Annotated in this window: 21 protein-coding genes; 12 read left to right on the top strand and 9 right to left on the bottom strand. The window is 35.3% G+C overall.

The window, feature by feature from the left end:
• Both CSUIS19073_RS03855 and purB read right to left on the bottom strand, forming a co-directional pair.
• Positions 1 to 736: ribonucleotide reductase N-terminal alpha domain-containing protein (locus tag CSUIS19073_RS03855; protein WP_337214378.1), on the bottom strand; the 736-nt coding region annotated here is incomplete at its 3' end.
• 20 nt (positions 737 to 756) lie between these two features.
• Positions 757 to 2,088 (bottom strand): adenylosuccinate lyase, encoded by a 1,332-nt coding sequence (gene purB / locus CSUIS19073_RS03850; protein WP_086242412.1) that lies wholly within the window; start codon positions 2,086 to 2,088, stop codon positions 757 to 759.
• An 80-nt stretch (positions 2,089 to 2,168) separates the two neighbouring features.
• Here purB and CSUIS19073_RS03845 point away from each other — a divergent pair, with 80 nt between their 5' ends.
• Positions 2,169 to 3,125 (top strand): pseudouridine synthase family protein, encoded by a 957-nt coding sequence (locus CSUIS19073_RS03845; protein WP_086242411.1) that lies wholly within the window; start codon positions 2,169 to 2,171, stop codon positions 3,123 to 3,125.
• A 41-nt stretch (positions 3,126 to 3,166) separates the two neighbouring features.
• Here CSUIS19073_RS03845 and CSUIS19073_RS03840 read toward each other — a convergent pair whose 3' ends face one another.
• Positions 3,167 to 4,567: a metal ABC transporter solute-binding protein, Zn/Mn family gene (locus CSUIS19073_RS03840; protein ID WP_086242410.1), complete on the bottom strand. Its 1,401-nt coding sequence runs from the start codon at positions 4,565 to 4,567 to the stop codon at positions 3,167 to 3,169.
• 131 nt (positions 4,568 to 4,698) lie between these two features.
• On the opposite strand from CSUIS19073_RS03840, the gene CSUIS19073_RS03835 reads away from it, so the two are divergent.
• Positions 4,699 to 5,049, top strand: coding sequence for a Fur family transcriptional regulator (locus CSUIS19073_RS03835; protein ID WP_086242409.1), 351 nt, complete (start codon positions 4,699 to 4,701; stop codon positions 5,047 to 5,049).
• A gap of 103 nt (positions 5,050 to 5,152) precedes the next feature.
• On the opposite strand, the gene rlmN is transcribed toward CSUIS19073_RS03835, so the two are convergent.
• Genes rlmN through hisF form a run of 3 tightly spaced genes read right to left on the bottom strand, consistent with a single transcriptional unit; the run spans position 5,153 to position 7,553 of the window.
• Entirely contained in the window at positions 5,153 to 6,229 is a 1,077-nt protein-coding gene (gene rlmN / locus CSUIS19073_RS03830; RefSeq protein ID WP_086242407.1) for a 23S rRNA (adenine(2503)-C(2))-methyltransferase RlmN, read from the bottom strand.
• A complete protein-coding gene (locus CSUIS19073_RS03825; protein WP_086237592.1) occupies positions 6,226 to 6,756 on the bottom strand; it encodes a phosphorylase family protein in 531 nt (176 codons plus the stop codon). The genes rlmN and CSUIS19073_RS03825 overlap by 4 nt, the downstream gene beginning before the upstream one ends.
• Before the next feature lie 35 nt (positions 6,757 to 6,791).
• Positions 6,792 to 7,553 (bottom strand): imidazole glycerol phosphate synthase subunit HisF, encoded by a 762-nt coding sequence (gene hisF / locus CSUIS19073_RS03820; protein WP_086237532.1) that lies wholly within the window; start codon positions 7,551 to 7,553, stop codon positions 6,792 to 6,794.
• A gap of 63 nt (positions 7,554 to 7,616) precedes the next feature.
• Between hisF and rsmA the strand changes: the two genes are divergently transcribed.
• The 10 genes from rsmA to CSUIS19073_RS03770 are packed head-to-tail and all read left to right on the top strand — an operon-like array spanning position 7,617 to position 16,074.
• The gene (gene rsmA, locus CSUIS19073_RS03815; protein ID WP_086242406.1) at positions 7,617 to 8,432 is read left to right on the top strand and encodes a 16S rRNA (adenine(1518)-N(6)/adenine(1519)-N(6))-dimethyltransferase RsmA; all 816 of its coding nucleotides are present in this window, start codon (positions 7,617 to 7,619) and stop codon (positions 8,430 to 8,432) included.
• Positions 8,392 to 10,341 (top strand): ribonuclease J, encoded by a 1,950-nt coding sequence (locus CSUIS19073_RS03810; RefSeq protein ID WP_086242405.1) that lies wholly within the window; start codon positions 8,392 to 8,394, stop codon positions 10,339 to 10,341. Before rsmA ends, CSUIS19073_RS03810 begins: the two co-directional genes overlap by 41 nt.
• Before the next feature lie 57 nt (positions 10,342 to 10,398).
• Complete coding sequence (locus CSUIS19073_RS03805) at positions 10,399 to 11,355, top strand: KpsF/GutQ family sugar-phosphate isomerase (protein ID WP_086242444.1); 957 nt, start codon at positions 10,399 to 10,401, stop codon at positions 11,353 to 11,355.
• A 4-nt stretch (positions 11,356 to 11,359) separates the two neighbouring features.
• Positions 11,360 to 12,064 (top strand): BsaWI family type II restriction enzyme, encoded by a 705-nt coding sequence (locus tag CSUIS19073_RS03800; RefSeq protein WP_179187603.1) that lies wholly within the window; start codon positions 11,360 to 11,362, stop codon positions 12,062 to 12,064.
• The gene (locus tag CSUIS19073_RS03795; RefSeq protein WP_086242404.1) at positions 12,061 to 12,822 is read left to right on the top strand and encodes a DNA-methyltransferase; all 762 of its coding nucleotides are present in this window, start codon (positions 12,061 to 12,063) and stop codon (positions 12,820 to 12,822) included. Before CSUIS19073_RS03800 ends, CSUIS19073_RS03795 begins: the two co-directional genes overlap by 4 nt.
• 15 nt (positions 12,823 to 12,837) lie before the next feature.
• A complete protein-coding gene (locus tag CSUIS19073_RS03790; RefSeq protein ID WP_086233589.1) occupies positions 12,838 to 13,602 on the top strand; it encodes a pseudouridine synthase in 765 nt (254 codons plus the stop codon).
• Positions 13,602 to 14,549: an HTH domain-containing protein gene (locus tag CSUIS19073_RS03785; protein ID WP_086242403.1), complete on the top strand. Its 948-nt coding sequence runs from the start codon at positions 13,602 to 13,604 to the stop codon at positions 14,547 to 14,549. Before CSUIS19073_RS03790 ends, CSUIS19073_RS03785 begins: the two co-directional genes overlap by 1 nt.
• A gap of 2 nt (positions 14,550 to 14,551) precedes the next feature.
• Positions 14,552 to 15,067, top strand: a complete 516-nt coding sequence (locus CSUIS19073_RS03780; protein WP_086242402.1) for a pyridoxamine 5'-phosphate oxidase family protein — start codon at positions 14,552 to 14,554, stop codon at positions 15,065 to 15,067.
• A 33-nt stretch (positions 15,068 to 15,100) separates the two neighbouring features.
• On the top strand, positions 15,101 to 15,544 hold the full coding sequence (locus CSUIS19073_RS03775; protein ID WP_086237526.1) for a low molecular weight protein-tyrosine-phosphatase: 444 nt from the start codon (positions 15,101 to 15,103) through the stop codon (positions 15,542 to 15,544).
• A complete protein-coding gene (locus CSUIS19073_RS03770; RefSeq protein WP_086242401.1) occupies positions 15,541 to 16,074 on the top strand; it encodes a GNAT family N-acetyltransferase in 534 nt (177 codons plus the stop codon). The genes CSUIS19073_RS03775 and CSUIS19073_RS03770 overlap by 4 nt, the downstream gene beginning before the upstream one ends.
• Positions 16,075 to 16,104: 30 nt before the next feature.
• Here the strand turns inward: CSUIS19073_RS03770 and CSUIS19073_RS03765 are convergent, their stop codons facing one another.
• From CSUIS19073_RS03765 to CSUIS19073_RS03755, 3 genes are read right to left on the bottom strand one after another with little or no spacing between them, the layout of a single operon-like run.
• The gene (locus CSUIS19073_RS03765; RefSeq protein ID WP_086242400.1) at positions 16,105 to 17,127 is read right to left on the bottom strand and encodes an LLM class flavin-dependent oxidoreductase; all 1,023 of its coding nucleotides are present in this window, start codon (positions 17,125 to 17,127) and stop codon (positions 16,105 to 16,107) included.
• Positions 17,124 to 18,116: an ATP-grasp domain-containing protein gene (locus CSUIS19073_RS03760; protein WP_086242399.1), complete on the bottom strand. Its 993-nt coding sequence runs from the start codon at positions 18,114 to 18,116 to the stop codon at positions 17,124 to 17,126. The genes CSUIS19073_RS03765 and CSUIS19073_RS03760 overlap by 4 nt, the downstream gene beginning before the upstream one ends.
• A 22-nt stretch (positions 18,117 to 18,138) precedes the next feature.
• Positions 18,139 to 19,527 (bottom strand): LLM class flavin-dependent oxidoreductase, encoded by a 1,389-nt coding sequence (locus tag CSUIS19073_RS03755; protein WP_086242398.1) that lies wholly within the window; start codon positions 19,525 to 19,527, stop codon positions 18,139 to 18,141.
• Positions 19,528 to 19,695 lie beyond the last annotated feature (168 nt).

Genomic DNA, 19,695 nt, shown 5'->3' with positions numbered 1-19,695 from the left:
AGCCGATACCGCCACCAAATTTAGAAAGCAACGCCATCTCTTTATAACTATCAAAAATCCCTTCTATATTATCAGGAGTGCTTCCTACATAGCAGCTTGAGAGCTGATGCCTTGTGGTTCTAGCGTTGCTTAGAGTTGGAGTTGCTAGCATTACTTCAAATTTGCTGATTATATCATAGAATTTTTTCGCCCAGCTTTGAGAGTCAAGCTCATTTTGAGCTAAAAACATAGCAATAGCCATAAACATCTGTTGTGGTAGCTCTATAGGTTTACCATTTTTATCTTTTATAAGATACCTATCATAAAGAGTTTTTATCCCAAGATATGTAAATTGCATATCTCGCTCTGGTTTTATATAGTTGTTTAGATCTTCAAGATCATATTTTTCTTTTAAACCAAGCAAGATTCTGCCCTCTTTTTCGCCTTTGATTAGATAATCTTCAAGGCTATTATATCCGCTAAATCCAGTTGCTTTGTGATACAAATCATACAAAAATAGCCTAGCTGCGACAAAGGTCCAGTTAGGGCGATCGATATCTATCTTATCAACTGCGGTTTTGATAAGAGTTTGTTGGATCTCTTCAGTTGTGATATTATCACGAAATTGAATTTTTGCATCAACTTCAAGCTCGCTTAAGCTGACATTATCTAGTCCGGCTACGGCTTCGCTTGTGTATTTTTTGATTTTAGATATATCTAGCTCTTCAGTTCTACCATTTCTTTTTATAACTTTCATATTATCGTTAATACCTTTTTTTAAATTTTAAATACTCTTTGAAATATTCTATCTACATTTTTTGTATAGTAATCATAGTCAAAACACGCTTTTATCGCATTTTCATCTAATTTCTCTTTTAGCTCATTATCGTTTAATAAATTTTGTAAAAATAGACTTTCTCCATTGTCATTGATCGCTTTTTTACCCTCTTGTAAGTCAGCCCAAACTTTCATGGCGTTCCTTTGGACGATTTTGTATGCGTCTTCTCTGCTTACGCCTTGTTTTGGTAGCTCTAAAAGGACTCTTTGAGAAAAGACCAATCCGCCTGTGAGATTTAAATTTTTCATCATATTTTCTGGATATATAACCAAATTTGCTAAAATTCCATTTAATCTATTTAGCATAAAATCACTCGTGATAAAGGCATCAGGCAAGATAAATCTCTCTACACTTGAGTGGCTGATATCTCTTTCATGCCAAAGGGCGACATTTTCCATAGCTGGGATAGCGTAGCTACGGATCATTCTACAAAGACCGGTTACATTTTCGCTTAAAACTGGATTTCTCTTGTGTGGCATAGCGCTTGAGCCTTTTTGCCCTGGGCTAAAATACTCCTCAGCTTCATAAACTTCGGTTCTTTGATAGTGTCTTATGGCTACTGCTATCTTCTCACAACTACTAGCTAGTATGGCTAGAGCCGATATCACTTGAGCGTAGCGATCTCTTTGGATTACTTGATTGCTTGCTGGGGCTGGATTTAGACCTAAGTTTTGGCATACTAGCTCTTCTAATTCAAGTGGAGAGTGAGCGAAATTACCCATCGCACCGCTTATCATACCAGTGCTAATAACGCTTTTAGCGTGGTTTAGTAGCTCATAGGCTCTTTTGATCTCATCATACCAAATAGCAAGAACCAAACCAAATGTTATAGGCTCTCCGTGAATTCCGTGGCTTCTGCCGACCATTAGAGTGTTTTTATGCTCGTAAGCTCTTTTTTTGATAGTGTCCATTAAAATTTTAATATCATCTAAGATTAACTCCATACTATCTTTGATCTGTAATGCAACGGCTGTATCGATACAATCACTACTTGTCATACCAAAATGGACAAATCTACTCTCTTCACCCAAGCTCTCGCTCACGCTAGTTAAAAAGGCGATTACATCATGTTTGGTGGTTTTTTCTATCTCATCTATGCGGTTAATATCAAATTTAGCATTTTCGCATATTTTTTTACAATCACTATCAGGAATTAATCCTAGCTTATTCCACGCTTTGACTGCTGCTAGCTCAACTCTTAGCCACGCATCATATTTGGCTTGTAAGCTCCATTTATCACTCATAATTTTCCTGGCATATCTCTCTACCATTTCAGAACCTTTTTTGCTAAATTTTTATATAATTTTAATCTGATATTATATAAAAAATCTTATAAAATTTAGGTTAATAAATGTCTTATGAAAAGATGAAAATCGGCAAATTTTATGGTCAAAAGATATATCAAATACTCATATCTCAAGGCTATTGTATGAAAGAGGCTCAAAAGCTATGTGATAATGGGCGAATTATAGATAATTTTGGCTCTGTGCTTAAGAAAAATAGCGTAGCAAATGGGGATATATTTTTGATAGATTATAGGTGTAAACCAAAGGGGCTCAAACCGATTTTTGAGTGCAGGGAATTTGGGATATTTGATAAACCAAGTGGGGTTTTGACTCATCCAAATGGTAGGCATTGTAGCTATAGTTTGTGCGATGAAATTTGGTCTTTATGGGGCAAAAAAGCTAGTGTGGCTCATAGACTAGATAGAGAAACAAGTGGAGTTATTATAGTAGGTAAGAGTGTAGAAGTGGTAAAAGAGCTTAAGAGAATGTTTGAAAATAGAGAGATTTTCAAAAGCTATTTAGCTATTATAAGTGGCAAAATTGATGCGAATAAATTTGATAAATTTAGAGCGGAAAATTATACGGATTTTGTGGGTAAATTTGGTTTTTTGGATAGTTTGGATTGGCTTGTGATTGATAAGGCTATGGATATTACAAATGATTATGATGATATTAAGACTAGAATGCGAATTTGCGAAGGTGGCAAGAGGGCTGTGACGCTATTTCGGTTGATTAGTTACGAGGCAAAAAGCGATACTAGCTTAATAGAGTGTCTTCCATTAACTGGGCGGCAGCATCAGATTAGGCTTCATATGTTTTATGTGAAACACAAAATTTTAGGCGATCCGATTTATGGGCTTGAGCGTGGCGATATAGAGCGAATTTTAGATGGTAAGATGAGTGAAAATGAGCGCACCCAAAAGAGTGGGGCTAATAGACTTATGCTTCACTCTAATCGGCTCAAATTTAGCTATAATGGAGCTGAATTTGATATCAGCTCCAAGATGAAATTTGAATTATAGTAGTTTAGATAAATTTAATATAGCTTATAATGAACTTAATCTTATAAACTTCTCTTAAAAGCATCTGCTGTATTTTTCATATTTTTTATCCAATCCTTAGCCAGTGGATCTATCTCTACGACATTGGCTCCGACTTCATCGGCAATGAGTTTGGCTGCTTTTTTTGAAAATTGAGGTGCTACAAATATCACTTTAGCATTTTCTTCTTTTGCCTCTTTAATCAAATTTGCTAATTGAGCTGGTTTAGGCTCTTTGCCTTCAGTTTCGATGGCTATTTGATTAAGATTATATCGCTTAGCAAAATATGCCCATGATGGATGATAGACTATAAAATTTCTATTTTTTATACCATTTAGTTGCTCTTTTATATAGCTATTTAGCATATCAAGCTCACTATAAAATTTAGCCAAATTTTTCTCATATAAAGCTCTATTTTTTGGATAGTGAGCTATTAGGGCATCGGCTATATTTTTTGCTTGAATTTTAACAAGTATAGGATCAAGCCATATGTGAGAATCAAAATTGCTATCTATATGCTCTAACATATCTTTTACTATATCTGCTTTTGTCATACTAGATTTATAAAATGTAGGCCAATTCTCTAGCTCTAAACTCAATTTTTTAAAGCTATCATTTCCCATATATATATGGAAGTGATAAACCTTAGTAGGATTGATCTCATGATCGCTAAATTGTATAAATTTAGGAGCTTTGCTATTTGGATCTATATTTTCAAACTGATATCTAACGCCTCTTTTACCGCTTTTGTATGTTAGTATATCATAGCCTTTATAGATATATTTTCCTTTATTTATACCATTTTTAGTATGAAAACTGATATTTTCATTGTTTATAACTATGCGGTTTATATCACTTTTATAGCCTTTTTTATAATACTCTTTATACTCTTGAAAATTTTTATTACTATTTGGCGCACTTGCTTTGGCTTCTAATACAATATCAAAGCTACCATCTAGCAAATATGGATATATACTATTATATTCTCCATTCCAATCGCTAATATCTCTATCTTTTATATCTTTATCATCAAAAATTCCATCATAGCTTTTTTTATGCTCTTTGTGATGATCGTGGTGATGATCATTGTGTTTGTGATCTACGCTAGATAGCATTGGGACATTTTTTTGAGTTTTTATTATATCTAAATTTGGATAGTTTTTTGCAAATTTTGGTAGCCAATTATTTTCATATTCCATACCAACAGCAAAGAAAATATCACTTTTTTCCAAATTTTTCATCTGCTCTGGGCGTGGCTCATAGATATGTGGATCAGAGCCTGGATCTACCATATGATTAATATATACGCTATCGCCTGCTATTTGCTCAACGAAATATTTTGTAGGCAATATACTAGTAGTTACAACTGGCTTTGCGTGCAAAAATGCCGCACCTATACATAAAATGGAGATTAGTTTTTTCATTTTCATTCCTTTTTTGATTTAAAATGCGGAAATTATATCATATGCAACTTAGTTGCATCTTAAAATTAAAATTTTAGCTTTGCTTATTTTAATTCTTTTTATGATATTATTTAACTAAGAAAGGAGTATTAATGTTAGCTGCTACTTTTTTACAAAATCACGATATAGCTGTAACTCCGCTTAGAGTGGAGCTAGTAGAGATGTTACAACAAGCAAATAGACCTATAAGCTATGATGAATTTCTATCTAAAATTAAAGCCAATAAATCGACGATTTATAGAAATTTAGATATTCTTCTAAGTAAAAATTTAATTATCAAAAGTGAGATAGAACATAAGAGTTTTTATGAGTTATCAGACCATGCTAAAGCATATTTTGTATGTGAGGCGTGCCATAAAATGGAGGAGATAGAGATACCAAATTTACCTGGCAAAAATATTAAAAGTGCCGTTATCAAAGGCATTTGCGAAAAATGTAGTTGAGAAATCAAAGCAACTTATAGCTTATTTATCAGATTTAATCACATAAATCATGCCAATTAATCCGATAATCACAACAATTGAGATAAAAATTAATTGTATTATATCAAGCAGTGGCACTATCTTCTCCTTTGCTTCTCTCTTTTAATTGGCCGCATGCAGCACTTATATCAAGCCCTTTACTCTGTCTAATTGTGCATGTAACGCCACGAGATTGAAGGTAATCTCTGAATTTTTCTACATTTTCTTGCGATGGTCTTTGATATGGGCTACCTTCATGTGGATTGAAAAGGATTAAATTCACCTTTGCTTTAATCCCGTGAAGTAGCTTTACAAGGGCTTTTGCGTCGCTAAGATTGTCATTTATCTTATCCATTATTAGGTATTCGAACATAACTCTTTTTCTCATATCTATAGGGAATTGACGCACAGCATCCATCACACTAGCGATATTATAAGCCTTATTTACCGGCATTAATTTCTCTCTTAATTCATCTGTAACAGCGTGTAAAGATATAGCCAAAAGCACACCCAAATCCATTTCGCCAAGCTTTTTAATCTGTGTAGCTAACCCACTTGTGCTAATAGTTTGGCGTCTTGCTCCTATAGCTAGGCCATCATTATCTTTTAAAATATTTATAGCTTTTGATACATTATCTAGATTATCAAGAGGCTCGCCCATACCCATATATACGATATTTACTCTTCTCTCATAAGGTATGTTATTTTCTCTTTTTATCCATAGAATTTGTCCTACGATCTCGCCAGCACTTAGATTACGGATGAATCCACCTTTAGCCGTTAGACAAAAGCTACATCCCATCTTGCACCCTATTTGCGAGCTAACGCAGATTGTGTATCTAGCGTGTCTTTGGGTCTTGCCATTTTGATCTATTAGCTCCTCTTTCATCGGTAGTAGCACACTTTCTATAGTTTTGCCATCACGAAGTCTAAATAGATATTTGATACTCCCATCTAGGCTAATTTCATTTTTAATCATCTCAAGCGGTTCAAGATAAAATTCGCCCTTTAAACGCTCTTTAATATCCTTTGGTAGATTACTCATCTCATCAAATGTTTTTGCATTTTTCTTATAGACCCACTCATAAATTTGCTTTGTTCTAAATTTAGGCTGGATAAACTCTGCTAATTCATCTTGAGTATAATCAAGCAAATTTTTCATATAATTCCTTCTGATTTTAGATATTTTGTGATATTAACTTTAGCTTTTGGATAGTTTTTGATAAAGTCATTGTGGGCATTTTCATCACAGTAGTTTGTCGCACATAAGATTAGCTCAAAATCAATATTAAATTTCATCGCCACACACCAAATAGCATAAGCCTCCATATTCTCAGCCATAAATCCTAAATTCTTAAATTTAATAGCAATATCTTTTGAGTTTGTTATGAAATTTGATGAGTTTATAATGTTTGTTTCTTGTGAAACTTTTGCTATTTTCATATCAATTGGAGTGTATCCAAGACCCATTATACCAGCTATTTCATAGTTACAAGCTTGAGTGCTTTTATAAATTTCAAGCAGTTTTTCATCTCCATATAATCCGCAACTTCCTATAAATATAATTTTCTTAGGAAGTCTATTTGAATTTAGCAAAATTTTGGTTAAATTTATCGCTGGTTCTACCATGCCAATCCCAATTGATTTAGCAAATTCAAAGCTCTCCATCGCTCCAGCACAAACTATCAAAATATCGCTATTTAAGCTAGAATTTATAGCCATATTTAAATTCTAACCCCAATTTGATTTGCTTTTAAAAACTCTTTTAATTTTAAAATTTCAATCTCTTTATAGTGAAATATACTAGCTGCTAAAGCTGCGTCAGCACCAGCTTGAAAAGCTTTTAAGATATGCTCCATAGTTCCAGCTCCACCACTTGCGATAACTGGTATTTGGACTAAATTTGATATAGCTGATGTTATAGCTAGGTCATATCCAGCCTTTGTCCCATCGGCGTCCATCGATGTTAGAAGTATCTCTCCAGCACCTAGATCATAAACTTTTTTCGCCCACTCTATCGCATCTAACCCAGTATCCTTTCTACCACCATGGACAAATACATTGTAGCTACCATTACTATTTTTTTTAACATCGATTGCGACTACAACGCATTGAGAGCCAAATTTTTTCGCAGCTTCATATATTAAATTTGGATTATCTACAGCTGATGAGTTTAGGCTAACTTTATCGCAACCTACATTTAAAAGTTTGGATATATCATCTATTTTACGAATTCCACCACCCACAGTAAGCGGGATAAATAGCTGTTTTGCGACCTCTTTTACCACATGAACGATAGTATCTCTACCATCACTACTAGCAGTAATATCCAAAAAGCATAACTCATCAGCACCTTCATCATTGTATCTTTTGGCTACTTCGATTGGATCTCCAGCGTCTTTTAATCCTACGAAATTAACCCCTTTTACAACTCTTCCATTATTGACATCTAAGCAAGGTATAATTCTTTTTGCGAAATTTCTCATTTTTGCGACTTTTTATTTTTATTTTACTATAAATTCAGTCAAATTTAGCTAAAATGGCCAACTATGATACAAGCAAAAAAGAAATTTGGTCAAAATTTTTTAATTGATGATGGTATAAAAGCTAAAATCATCAAAGCGATTCCCAATAATTTAGATAGGATTGTAGAGATTGGGCCTGGCTTAGGTGATTTAACACAAAAGCTTATAGAATTTAGTGGGAAAATCGAGTGTTTTGAGATTGACAGCGAGCTTTATGAGATTTTGCTAGATAAATTTGCTAGTGAGATCTCAGAGCAAAAGCTAAAAATAATCAATGCCGATGCTCTTAAATCATGGGATGAGATAGCTAGGCAAGACTATTTTTTGGTTGCGAATTTGCCATATTATGTAGCGACAAATATAATTTTAAAGGCGCTTAGTGATAGCAGATGCAAGGGGCTTGTTGTTATGATTCAAAAAGAGGTGGCCTTGAAATTTAGTGCTAAGGCAGGTGATAGCGAGTTTAGCGCATTATCAATCCTAGCTCAAATAAAAGGCGATGTGGAGTTGCTTTTTGATGTGCCTGCAACTGCGTTTAATCCGCAGCCTAAGGTAGTCTCTGCGGTTATAAGGATTATCAAAGATAGGGATTTGATAAGCGGATTTGATACTTTAGAATTTGAAAGGTTTTTAAAATCTGCTTTCTTAGCTCCGCGTAAAACTCTATTAAAGAATTTATCCACCTTTAGCTCAAAAAGTTTTATACAAGACTTTTTAGCTAGGGAGAATTTGCCACTTAGTATTCGTCCGCATGAGCTTTGTGTCGCCTTGTATTTAAAACTATTTAAAGAGGCCAAAAATGAACGAAGAGAATACCCAAACTCTAGGCGAGAAGCCTAGCAAAAAAAGAAGATACCGCAATCATAAAGATAACTTAAAAAAAGAAGCTAATCAAGCTATAGTAAATTCAGATCTGCCAACCACAGAGGCAAAAGATCAAACCAAAAAAGCTAAAAAACGGCGTAAAAATAGTAATCCTACAGTCAAAATCAGCGGAAATGAAGAGTGGCAAAAGGATATGAAAGCCGCTATCGAGGCAAATAAGGCTAGCCATGAGTTGCGTCTTGAGCCTTTGAAATATCTAAATTCAGCCGAGCATAAAATCACTATAACTCCACTTGGAGGGCTTGGTGAAATCGGTGGAAATATGACGATATTTGAGACAAATAACGATGCGATAATCATCGATATTGGTATGAGCTTTCCGACTGAGAGTATGCATGGTGTGGATATTTTGGTGCCAGATTTTGATTATGTTAGAAAGATTAAAAATAAGATTAGAGGCATTATCATCACTCACGCACACGAAGATCATATCGGTGCGGTGCCATATTTTTTCAAAGAATTTCAATTCCCAATTTATGCTACTCCACTTCCATTAGGGATGATAAGCAATAAATTTGAAGAGCATGGACTAAAGTCTTTTAGAAGTTATTTTCGCCCGATTGAAAAACGCAAGGTCTATGAGCTTGGGGAATTTGAATTTGAGCTTATACATATCACTCATTCTATAATCGATGCTAGTGCGTTAGCTATCACTACAAAGGCTGGAACTATAATCCACACAGGCGATTTCAAGATCGATCACACCCCAATCGATGGCTATCCAACGGATTTAAATCGCTTAGCATATTATGGAGAGCGTGGTGTTTTATGCTTATTAAGTGATTCTACAAATAGCTATAAAGATGGAATTACAAAGAGTGAAAGTAGCGTGGGTAAGACCTTTGATTCTATCTTTGCCACAGCTAAGGGTAGGGTGATAATGAGCACATTTAGCTCAAATATTCATAGGGTTTATCAAGCCATTGAGCGTGGTATCAAGCATGGAAGGAAGGTTTGTGTCATAGGTAGAAGTATGGAGAGAAATCTCTGGACGGCAATCGAGCTTGGATATGTGAATTTAGATCGCAAAATTTTCATAGATGCAAATGAAGTAGTCAAATATCCAGATAATGAGGTTTTAATAGTAACTACAGGAAGCCAAGGCGAGACTATGAGTGCTCTATATAGAATGGCAACTGATGAGCATAAATATATCAAAATCAAGCCAAGCGATCAAGTAATCATCAGCTCAAAAGCGATCCCTGGAAATGAAACTAGCGTATCAACTATTTTAAATTTCTTACTCAAAAGCGGAGCAAGTGTGGCTCATCAAGACTTTAGCGAAATTCATGTAAGCGGTCACGCAGCCCAAGAGGAGCAAAAGCTTATGCTAAGGCTTATAAAGCCTAAATTTTTCCTTCCAGTTCATGGCGAGTATAACCACATACTCAAGCATAAAGAGACCGCTATGAGCTGTGGGATCGATGAGAGAAATATCTATTTAATGAGCGATGGCGATCAAGTTGAGGTTTGTCAGCGTCACATTAAAAGAGTAAAAACGGTAAAAACGGGTAAAGTATTTATCGATAATCAGATAAACAAGCAGATAGCAGATGATGTAGTAATCGATCGCCAAAAGTTAGCTGAAGCTGGGGTTGTAACTATAATTTCTCAAATTGATAAGAGTGCTAAAACCTTGATTCATAATAGGGTTATTAGCTATGGTTTAGTAAGCGAAAGACACACAAGAAGCCTAAGCAAGGAGCTTGAAGAGATATTGTTGCAATTTTTAACTAATGTTAAAAATGATATGCTAAATGACCAAAGAGCTTTAGAAAATCAAATTCGCCAAGTTATCAGAAAACATATATTTAGAAAACTCAAAAAATACCCAACAATCGTACCGGTTGTGTATTTAATGTGAGATTAGCCCCAATTTTTGGGGTGAAATTATGATTTTAGCAATAGAATTTGGAGTTTGATTATGGAAATTATAGATATAGCAAGAGAAGTTTTAAATTTAGAAGCCAAAGAGCTAGAGCGTCAAGCGAATTTGATCGGTGGTGAGTTTGAGAAGGCGGTAAATTTGATATATAACTGCACTGGCAAACTCATCGTAACTGGCGTGGGTAAAAGCGGCCATATAGGTGCTAAAATCGCCGCAACCCTAGCAAGCACTGGAACGCCTAGCTTTTTTATCCATCCGACTGAGGCTATGCATGGCGACCTTGGTATGATAAGCACAAGCGATGTGGTTTTGGCTATTAGTTATAGTGGCGAAAGTAGCGAACTTCTTGCTATACTTCCGCATATTAAAAGGCGTAATATCACTATAATTGGCATATCAAAAAGCGATTCAAGTTTAGCGAATTTAAGTAGCGTAAATTTAAATATTAATATTCTTCGTGAGGCATGTCCCTTTGATGCTGCGCCTACTGTATCTACTACGCTGACTCTGGCTTTTGGCGATGCTTTGGCTGTTTGTTTGATGAGATTAAGAGGCTTTAAAAAAGAGGATTTTGCTATGTTTCATCCTGGTGGGAGCCTTGGCAAGAGACTTTATCTAAAAGTTAGCGATACAATGAGAAAAGAGAATTTACCTATCGTTAGCGATGAGGTTAGCCTTAAATTTGCTATAGACTCTATGACTCATGGCAAGCTTGGAAGCGTGTTATTAACGAATTCGCAAGGGGAGTTAGTGGCGATTTTGAGTGATGGGGATTTAAGGCGTGCTTTGAGTAGTGAGAATTTCGATATAAATGACAAGGCTATCAAATTTGCCACCAAAAACCCAAAAGTGCTAGAAGATGAAAATACCCTAGCCTATGATGCTTTAAAGCTAATCGAAGAGTATAAAATCCAAATTCTAATTGTTACCAAAGAGAAAAAACCAATTGGAGCCTTACATATCCATGATCTAACTAGTTTAGGGTTGTAGTATTATGGATAAAATTCTAAAATCACATGAAAAAATTGGAGAAAATTTCAGAAAATTTTATGCCAAATTTGGGGAAGATGCTTTTGTAAATTTAAAAGATTTTTTTGAACAAGAAAAAGAAAGCTTTTATAAAGAAAAAATAGCTCAATTTAGACAAAATCATATTTTGCGAGATGATGCAGTTATTAAAGCAAGGCAAAGCTGGGTTAGCGTTATAGGACGAAGTTTAGAAGTTGTAATTGAAATTTTAGTAGATAATTTTTGTATAAAAAATAATCTTAAAATCACAAATGATAAAATACTTAGAAAAACAAATTTAAAAAATGAATTAGATGAGGTAAAACGCAAAATTCTAGTTGATTTTGGTTCTGTTTCACTTTTGCCAGATGGTGATATCATTATTTATAAGGCAATTCCGGAAGTTAAAATTTTAGCTATTTTATCCGTTAAAAATTCTTTTCGTGAGCGTTATACAGAAACACCTTATTGGAAGTTAAAATTATCAAGTCAACGCATTACAAAACATATTAAAGTTTTTATGGTTACACCAGATAATGATGATGAGATTAGCTTTAAAGGCAATAGAAAATCCCGTGTTGTTATGGAGTATGAGCTAGATGGAATTTATCTTGCTAGGGATAAATTTGATAAAAGTAAAAAAATAAAAGGTATTAATGATTTAATTAATGATTTAAAGGCGTTATTATGAAGTTATTTTTTGAAAAAGAAAATTTGAAACTTTTTAAAGCAGACGCCACTAAAAAAAGTAATTTCATGGACGAATTTTTTGATCTTGGTATTACTTCGCCACCTTATAATCTTGATATTGCTTATAATTCAAATAATGATAATTTAGAATATGAAAGATACTTAGAATTTTCTAAAAATTGGCTTGAAAATTGCTATTTTTGGGCAAAGGATAGAGCTAGATTTTGTTTGAATATTCCACTTGATAAAAATAAAGGCGGACAAAAGCCAATAGGAGCAGATTTAACTCAAATAGCCAAAAAGGCTGGATGGAAATATCATAGTACAATAGTTTGGAATGAAGGAAATATTTCTAGACGGACAGCGTGGGGAAGTTGGCTTTCTGCTTCCGCACCATATGTTATTGCGCCTGTTGAGCTTATTGTTGTTTTGTATAAAAATGAATGGAAAAAGAGCTATAAAGGCGAAAACGATATTACAAAAGACGAGTTTAAAAGTTGGACAAATGGGCTTTGGAGTTTTAATGGAGAAAGCAAAAAAAGAATAGGGCATCCGGCTCCGTTTCCAAGAGAGCTTCCAAGGCGTTGTATAAAACTTTTTAGTTATGTAGGTGAGTGTGTTTTTGATCCATTTAGCGGTAGCGGAACTACTATTTTAGAGGCTTCAAATTTAAAGAGAAATGCGGTAGGTTTAGAGATAGATAATAACTATTGTGAGCTTAGCGTTCAAAGAATTAAAAATGAAACTTGTTTATTTTAAGGATAGTATATAAAAATGCGTATCAATAAATTTATCTCACACAATACAAACTACTCACGCCGTGAGGCTGATGAGCTTATCAAGGCTGGTAAGGTCAGTATAAATGGGCGAATTATAAGCGACTTATCAACCGATATCAAAGATGGCGATAAGGTAAGAATCGGCTCAAGGCTAGTTAAACTCAAAAAAGAATTTAGCGTCATAGTCTATAACAAGCCAAAAGGCGAGCTAGTAACCAAAAGAGATGATCGTGGCAGAAGGACTATCTATGATAGTTTGCCACGGGGATTTTCTAAATTTATTAGCATCGGTAGGTTGGATTTTGCTAGTGAGGGGCTTTTGCTTTTGACTGACGCTCCTGCGATTGCCCAAGCTCTTATGGATAGTGATATAGAGCGTGAATACTACCTAAAAATTAAAGGCAATATCACAGAACAAGTGATAAATGCGATGCGTGAAGGCTTTTTCGCTAAGGATGCTACTAAAGGAGCTCACGCTAAAACAAAGCAAATTTCAATGGAATTTAAACCATTTTTAGCCTATAGAATTATAAGCCAAAGCGGTGGCTATACAAGGCTAAAAGTCATCATAAATGAGGGACAAAATAGAGAGTTAAGAAGGTTTTTTGGCTATTTTGATTTAGAGGTTATGGATCTAAAGCGAGTTAGCTTTGGTAGGGTTAGTTTAGATCAATTAGGTGAGGGGAAATGGCGGTATTTTACAAACTCCGAATATGATGATTTAAGAGATTTTTTAAAACAAAATGGAGTAAGGTATTAATGGCAAAATCTATTATAGAGGTGGCAAAGGAAGTATTAGAGCGTAAAAAAGAGGCGTTAAATCCAATTAAAATGTATCATATAGCAAATGAAATGGGGCTTACTAAAGAGCTGAATTTAAATGGCAAAACGCCGTGGCAGAGTTTTGGAGCTGCTATTTATATGAATGTTAAAGAAGCAGATAGCATTTTTGAAGTAGTGGCTACAAAACCTATTATGCTTATAAAGCTAAAAAATCAAGTTATAAATTTAGAAGCTCAAATGGAGAAAAATAGCGAGATAAAAGAGCCAAAAACTTCTTATAGCGAAAGGGATTTGCATCCGCTTTTAAGTAGATTTGTCTCTTTTAATGAGAATTTTAAAGCCTATACAAAGACGATTTATCACGAAAGTAGCAAAAAATCCCAAAAAGGCGCAGACAAATGGCTATATCCAGATATAGTTGGTGTGAGTTTTGAGTATAAGGATTATCAAAAAGAGCTAAATAGATTTATAGGCAAATTTGACTCTTTGCCGATTAAAATTTACGCTTTTGAGATGAAAAAGCATCTTAGTGTTGGCAATTTTAGAGAGTATTACTTTCAAGCTGTGAGTAACTCAAGCTGGGCAAATGAGGGCTATCTCGTTGCGCTTGATATCGATGAGAGCGATGAGGAGCTTATGGATTTAATCAAGCGCCTTAGCTATTCATTTGGTATAGGGATTGTAAGTTTAAGCTCACAAAATGTCGATGAGAGTGTGATTTTGGCTAGGGCGAGATTTAGAGAGAGATTGGATTATTCTGTGATGAGTGAGTTAAGCGATAAAAATCCTGATTTTAAAAAATTTCTTGAGAGCGTAGAAGAGTTTAATATAGAAAAAGAGTATAGAAGTAAAAGCGAATTTGATGAGATTTTAAATGCTGAGAGATTAGAGATCTATCTAAAAGAGAAGAAAATCAAAGGATAATTATGCGTCGAAGTGATCGTGAATTAGATCAAGAGATTGCCTTGAAGATTATCGATGAGTGTCTGTATGCGACTCTTAGCTGTGTAGATGAAAATAATGAGATATTTAGTATCCCTATTTCTATAGCTAGAGATGGTATGATTATTTATATCCACGGAGCAAAAACTGGCTCAAAAGCTAGATTGTATAAAGATGGTAAAATCGTAGAGCTAGTCGCTGTTAGTCAAAATAGAGTTCCCACGCCTAGTTATGAGTTTTGTGAGAGTATCAAAGATAGTACTAGTGAGCTTGGGAGTAGGGTTTTTACTACTGAATATCAAAGTGCCATAGCCAAAACTAAGGCTTATGAAGTTACTAATGAGAGTCAAAAGATAAAAGCTTTGGAGCTATTATGTAAAAAATATACGCTAAATTATATGGACTATTTTGATACTGCGGCAATTGGCTTGCTAAGTAAAATCAATATTTATGAATTAAAAATAGAGCATTTAAGTGCTAAAGCAAAGATTATCAAATAAATGATATTTTAAAGCAAAATATAAGAGGTCTTAATGGTTAAATCAATTTTATTTGTCTGTCTTGGTAATATATGCAGATCTCCGTTAGCTGAAGGCATCGCGCGAAAGGTAGCTAAAGAGCGTGGTTTGGATATTTTGATTGATTCAGCTGGAACTAGTAATTATCATATAGGAGAGCCGCCAGATAGTCGTTCTATAATGGTTGGGAGACAAAATGGAGTAGATATATCTATGCTAAGAGGTAGGCAAATTGATAGGAGTGATTGTAAATTTGATTTGATTATAGCTATGGATAGGCAAAATTATGCTAATATCTCACGCCTTAATCTTGGCAGTAAATTGGCTTTGATGGGGGAATTTGGTCTTGATGGGGCTGAAATTCCAGATCCATATTATGGCGGTGCTAAGGATTTTCAAAATGTATATAATATGCTTGAGAGTGCGATAAATGAGCTTTTTAAGGAGATTTGCAAGTGAGTTTGGAGTATAAAATTATTAATAGAAATAGTGATGATTTTAAGGAGATTTTAAAGCTAAATTTAGAGGTTTTCCCACAAAATGAGCTATTGGCCCCAATAAATTTAGAAGATCCAGTCATGGCTAGTGATGAGAATTTGAAAATTTTTGCCTTTTATGATGGTGGTAAATTCATAGGTTACGCAGCACTTTATCTATATAAAGAGCTTTGCTATTTGGCTTTTTTGGCGATTTGGCCGCAGTTTCAAGGCTGTAGCTATGGTAGTAAAATTCTAGATATTCTAAACTCAAATTTCAATCAAATAGTCCTAGAAATAGAGTATTTAGACCCAAAAGCTGATGATATAGATCAAAGAATTCGCCGAAGTAAATTTTATCAAAAATCTGGATTTTGTGATAGCGCTCACACCATATCATATTTAGGGATGAAATATAGCATTTATAGCAATTGCGAATTTGATTTTAGGCGCTTTATTGAGATGTTTGAGCTATTTAAAAGCAAGAATTATTTCGAGTTTAATTATGAGTAATCCTTTGCTAACAAGCAAAGGATTAAGGCTTTAGCGAAGTAGCGGCATAAGCTCTTTAGCTATTCTCTCAAGCTCCTCTTTCATATTAGCGCATTGTATTATCACTAGATTTAATCCAGCCTCTTCATAAGCTCTTAATTTTTCAGCGATTTGCTCAGCCGTGCCTATCAAATTTGCTCTTAATCCACGATTTGAGACGCTATATTCCATTTTAGAGATCTCGACATCTAAATTTGAATTACCAGTAAAATTATTATATGAATTCTCATAATCGCTCCAATTTTTTATATTGATAATTCTCTCAAGCTCCTTTTTAGCCTCTGCCTCACTATCTCTTAAGATCACATAAACCGCCATTCCAAAGCCCTTAAATGGCTCTAAATTGGCTCTGTCTCTTCTTTCATTCATATCCTTTATCTTAGCCCTAATCTCTTCAAGAGTTCCGCCGTGCATTAGGTATTTATCTGCAAAGCGAGTGATTGAGGCTCTGCCTTGTTCGCTCTCACCACCAGCATAAACTAAAGGCAAAGAGCTAGGCTTTGGCTCATTGTATGAGTCTTGGAATTCAAAATATTTCCCCTTAAAATTAAATGGCGTATTGCTCCAAAATCCACGCAAAACATTAGTATATTCCTCTGTCAAAGCGTATCTATCATCGTGATTATCAAAGTCTATGCCATATTGTCTAGCCTCTTCAGCCCACCACGCTGATACCATATTAATGCTAAAGCGATTGTTTGAGATTTGGGCTAAAGTGGCAATTTTCTTAGCTGTAAGAGCTACTTGATGATATTGTGGGCGGAGTGCGGCTAGAATTTCAATCTTTGAAGTGATCGCCGCTAAGCCATTTGCAATAGCCCAAGCATCTAAAGCGGGGGCTTTTTGCCCTTTTATATCATTTAGATATAATTCTGGCACCAGCGTAAGGGAGTAGCCTAAATTCTCAGCATTTAGGGTTAGATTTTTGATATATTCCCACGAGCAAGCCGTTGTATCATCATCGACATTTCTTAGCCAAGAGCCAAAAACTGGCGTCCAATATCCAAATTTCATCTTATCTCCTTTTTAAATTCGCTTTCTAAAAACTCAACTATCCTATCAGCAGCACCAAGCTCATTTTTTGCTCGTTTGCTTTGCTCTACAGCTTTATTGTAATTCGTGTTTGTATTTATGTCATAAATTACAAATTCATTCTTGCTATTTTCGATAAACTCAACCCCAGCCACTTCGATTTTATGAAGCTTTAAGAACTCTTCTAGCTTTTGAACGAGTGGAAAATTATGCGTTATATCCTCTCTTAGGCTAAATTTATTCGCAAAGCCAACATCACAAGCCCCACCAGCAATTTGAGGTAATTTTGCTCTGTTTTCTATCTCACACGCCTCAGCCGGACAAAGCTCAAAAGCCCCGCCACTAGTATCTACTCTGACCGCATAGTGAAATTTGCCACCGATAAACTCAACTCTAGTAATAAATGGCTCTTTGGAGCGGATATACTCTTGAAGTAAGGTTATATCATCAGCACCTTGCTCAAATTCATCTGAATTTACATATCTATCAAACTCTTCTAAACTCTCAAAAAGACGCACTCCAAGCCCCTTGCCACCTTGATTGTGCTTTGTGATAAAAGGGGTTTGTAAATCCTTAGCCCTATTTATTAAATCATTTTTACCAAACACAGCTATAGTCTTTGGCACACGAAAGCCAAATTTCTCTAAAGCTAGATATTGCTTAATCTTGCTTACTTCAAACTCAAGTACGCTAGAGCCATTAATAATTCGGCGACCATAAGCCTCCAGCCACGCTAAAACCGCCCTACCATACTCTTTTGAGTATAGATTATTTCTTGTATGTGATGAAGCGCTTAATCTACTCCAAAAGACCCCTTTTGGTGGAGCTTTAGTTAAATCAATGCCCCCATCTGTCAAAAGAATTTCGCCAAATTTAACTCCAGCTTTTTCAAAAGCCTCCTTAAAAGGTGGTATCCATTCGGGATTTTCGTGTATTATGAAAATTCCATCATTTAAATCATTATAAAGCATTTTTTCTCCTTCAAATTAGCTATTATTTGCCCCAAAATTCGCCATTAAAGCGGTATTTTGAGCCTATGTGAGCTTGACTTAGCCTATCGCCTTTACCAAAAAGCTTATTTCTTAAGCTACCACTTTGATACTCTAGCTGATATGAGCCTCTTTTTTGTAATTCAGGCACGATAAACTCCACGACATCTTCAAAAGTCCCAGGCGTAGTGGCGTAAGCTAGGTTAAATCCATCAGCGTCAGAGTACTCTACTAATTTTTCAAGCTCATCGCAAGCCTCTTTAGCTCCGCCAACTATCTTTTGACCTAGGGCGCCGATACCGGTTACTTTGATAAGCTCTCTTAGGCTCCATGGTTTGCCTTCGTTGGTTTTGCTTTTTGCGTATTCTTCGACCTTGGCTAGCATAGCGTTTGATTTGATATCGTTGATTAGATCATCTAGTTGGTATTTGCCTAAATTATCCCCTAGCCAACCAGAGTTGAGTACCAAAGAGCCTTCTAAATTTACATAGCTTAAAAGATCTTTATATTTAGCTTCGGCTAATTTTTGCGTTTTATCTGTGATTATAGTGGCTAAGACATAAATTTTAGCGCTATATGGATCACGACCGGCTTTTATAAGAGCTTGTCTAACCTGTTTGACGGCTTCTTTTGTGTATTCTTTGGCTATTGGGGCTATAAATATCGCTTCAGCGTGTTTAGCAGCAAATTCCAATCCCCTAGGCGAATTCCCAGCTTGGAATAAAACAGGCGTTCTTTGAATGCTAGGTTCGCAGATGTGGATTCCAGGGACATCATAATATTTGCCTTTGTGATTTATGGGGTGAATTTTGCTTGGATCGCTAAATGCGCCACTTGCTCTATCTAAGATCACAGCGTCATCTTCCCATGAGCCTTCTAAAAGCTTATATAAAACCTCCATATACTCATCAGCTTGAGCGTATCTCTCATCATGTGGTAGCTCTTTCTGGCCGATATTTAGATTGGCGCTTGGTAGATATCCTGTTACGATATTCCAGCCTACTCGCCCTTTGGTTAGATGGTCTAGCGTACTAAGCCTTCTAGCAAATGGAAATGGCTGCTCAAAAGGCACTCCAGCCGTGATCCCAAAGCCTAAATTTTGCGTTACCGCCGCACCTATAGCAGCAAGTTGTATAGGATCATTGACAGGCGTTTGGACAGCACCCCTTAAGGCTGCTTCGCTACTATTATTATACAGATCATACACACCCAAAACATCAGCGATAAAAATCGCATCAAATAGCCCTTTTTCTGCTATTTTAGCGATATTTTGCCAATACTCTATATCTTTATATCTCAAAGCCTCATCACCTGGATATCGCCAAAGCCCGGGGCTTAAGTGTGTTATACAATTCATCTCAAAAGCGTTAAAATGAATTTGTTTTTTAGCCATTTTTAACTCCTTGAAGAGCTATAAGAGCTTTAAATTTAGTTTGAAATGGTGTAAAAATCATAATTTTCCTTTTCGTAATTTGAGGCTAAAATGCCTATAGCAGAATGTCAAAAGACAAAAACAAAACGAAAAGACAAGGAAGTTTAAAATTTGGGTTGGAGAATTAAT

The sequence above is a fragment of the Campylobacter sp. RM19073 genome, from assembly GCF_024723495.1.
Lineage (GTDB): Bacteria > Campylobacterota > Campylobacteria > Campylobacterales > Campylobacteraceae > Campylobacter > Campylobacter porcelli.
Note: the sequence above shows the minus strand (reverse complement) of the source record. Positions and strands in the feature narration are given on the sequence as shown.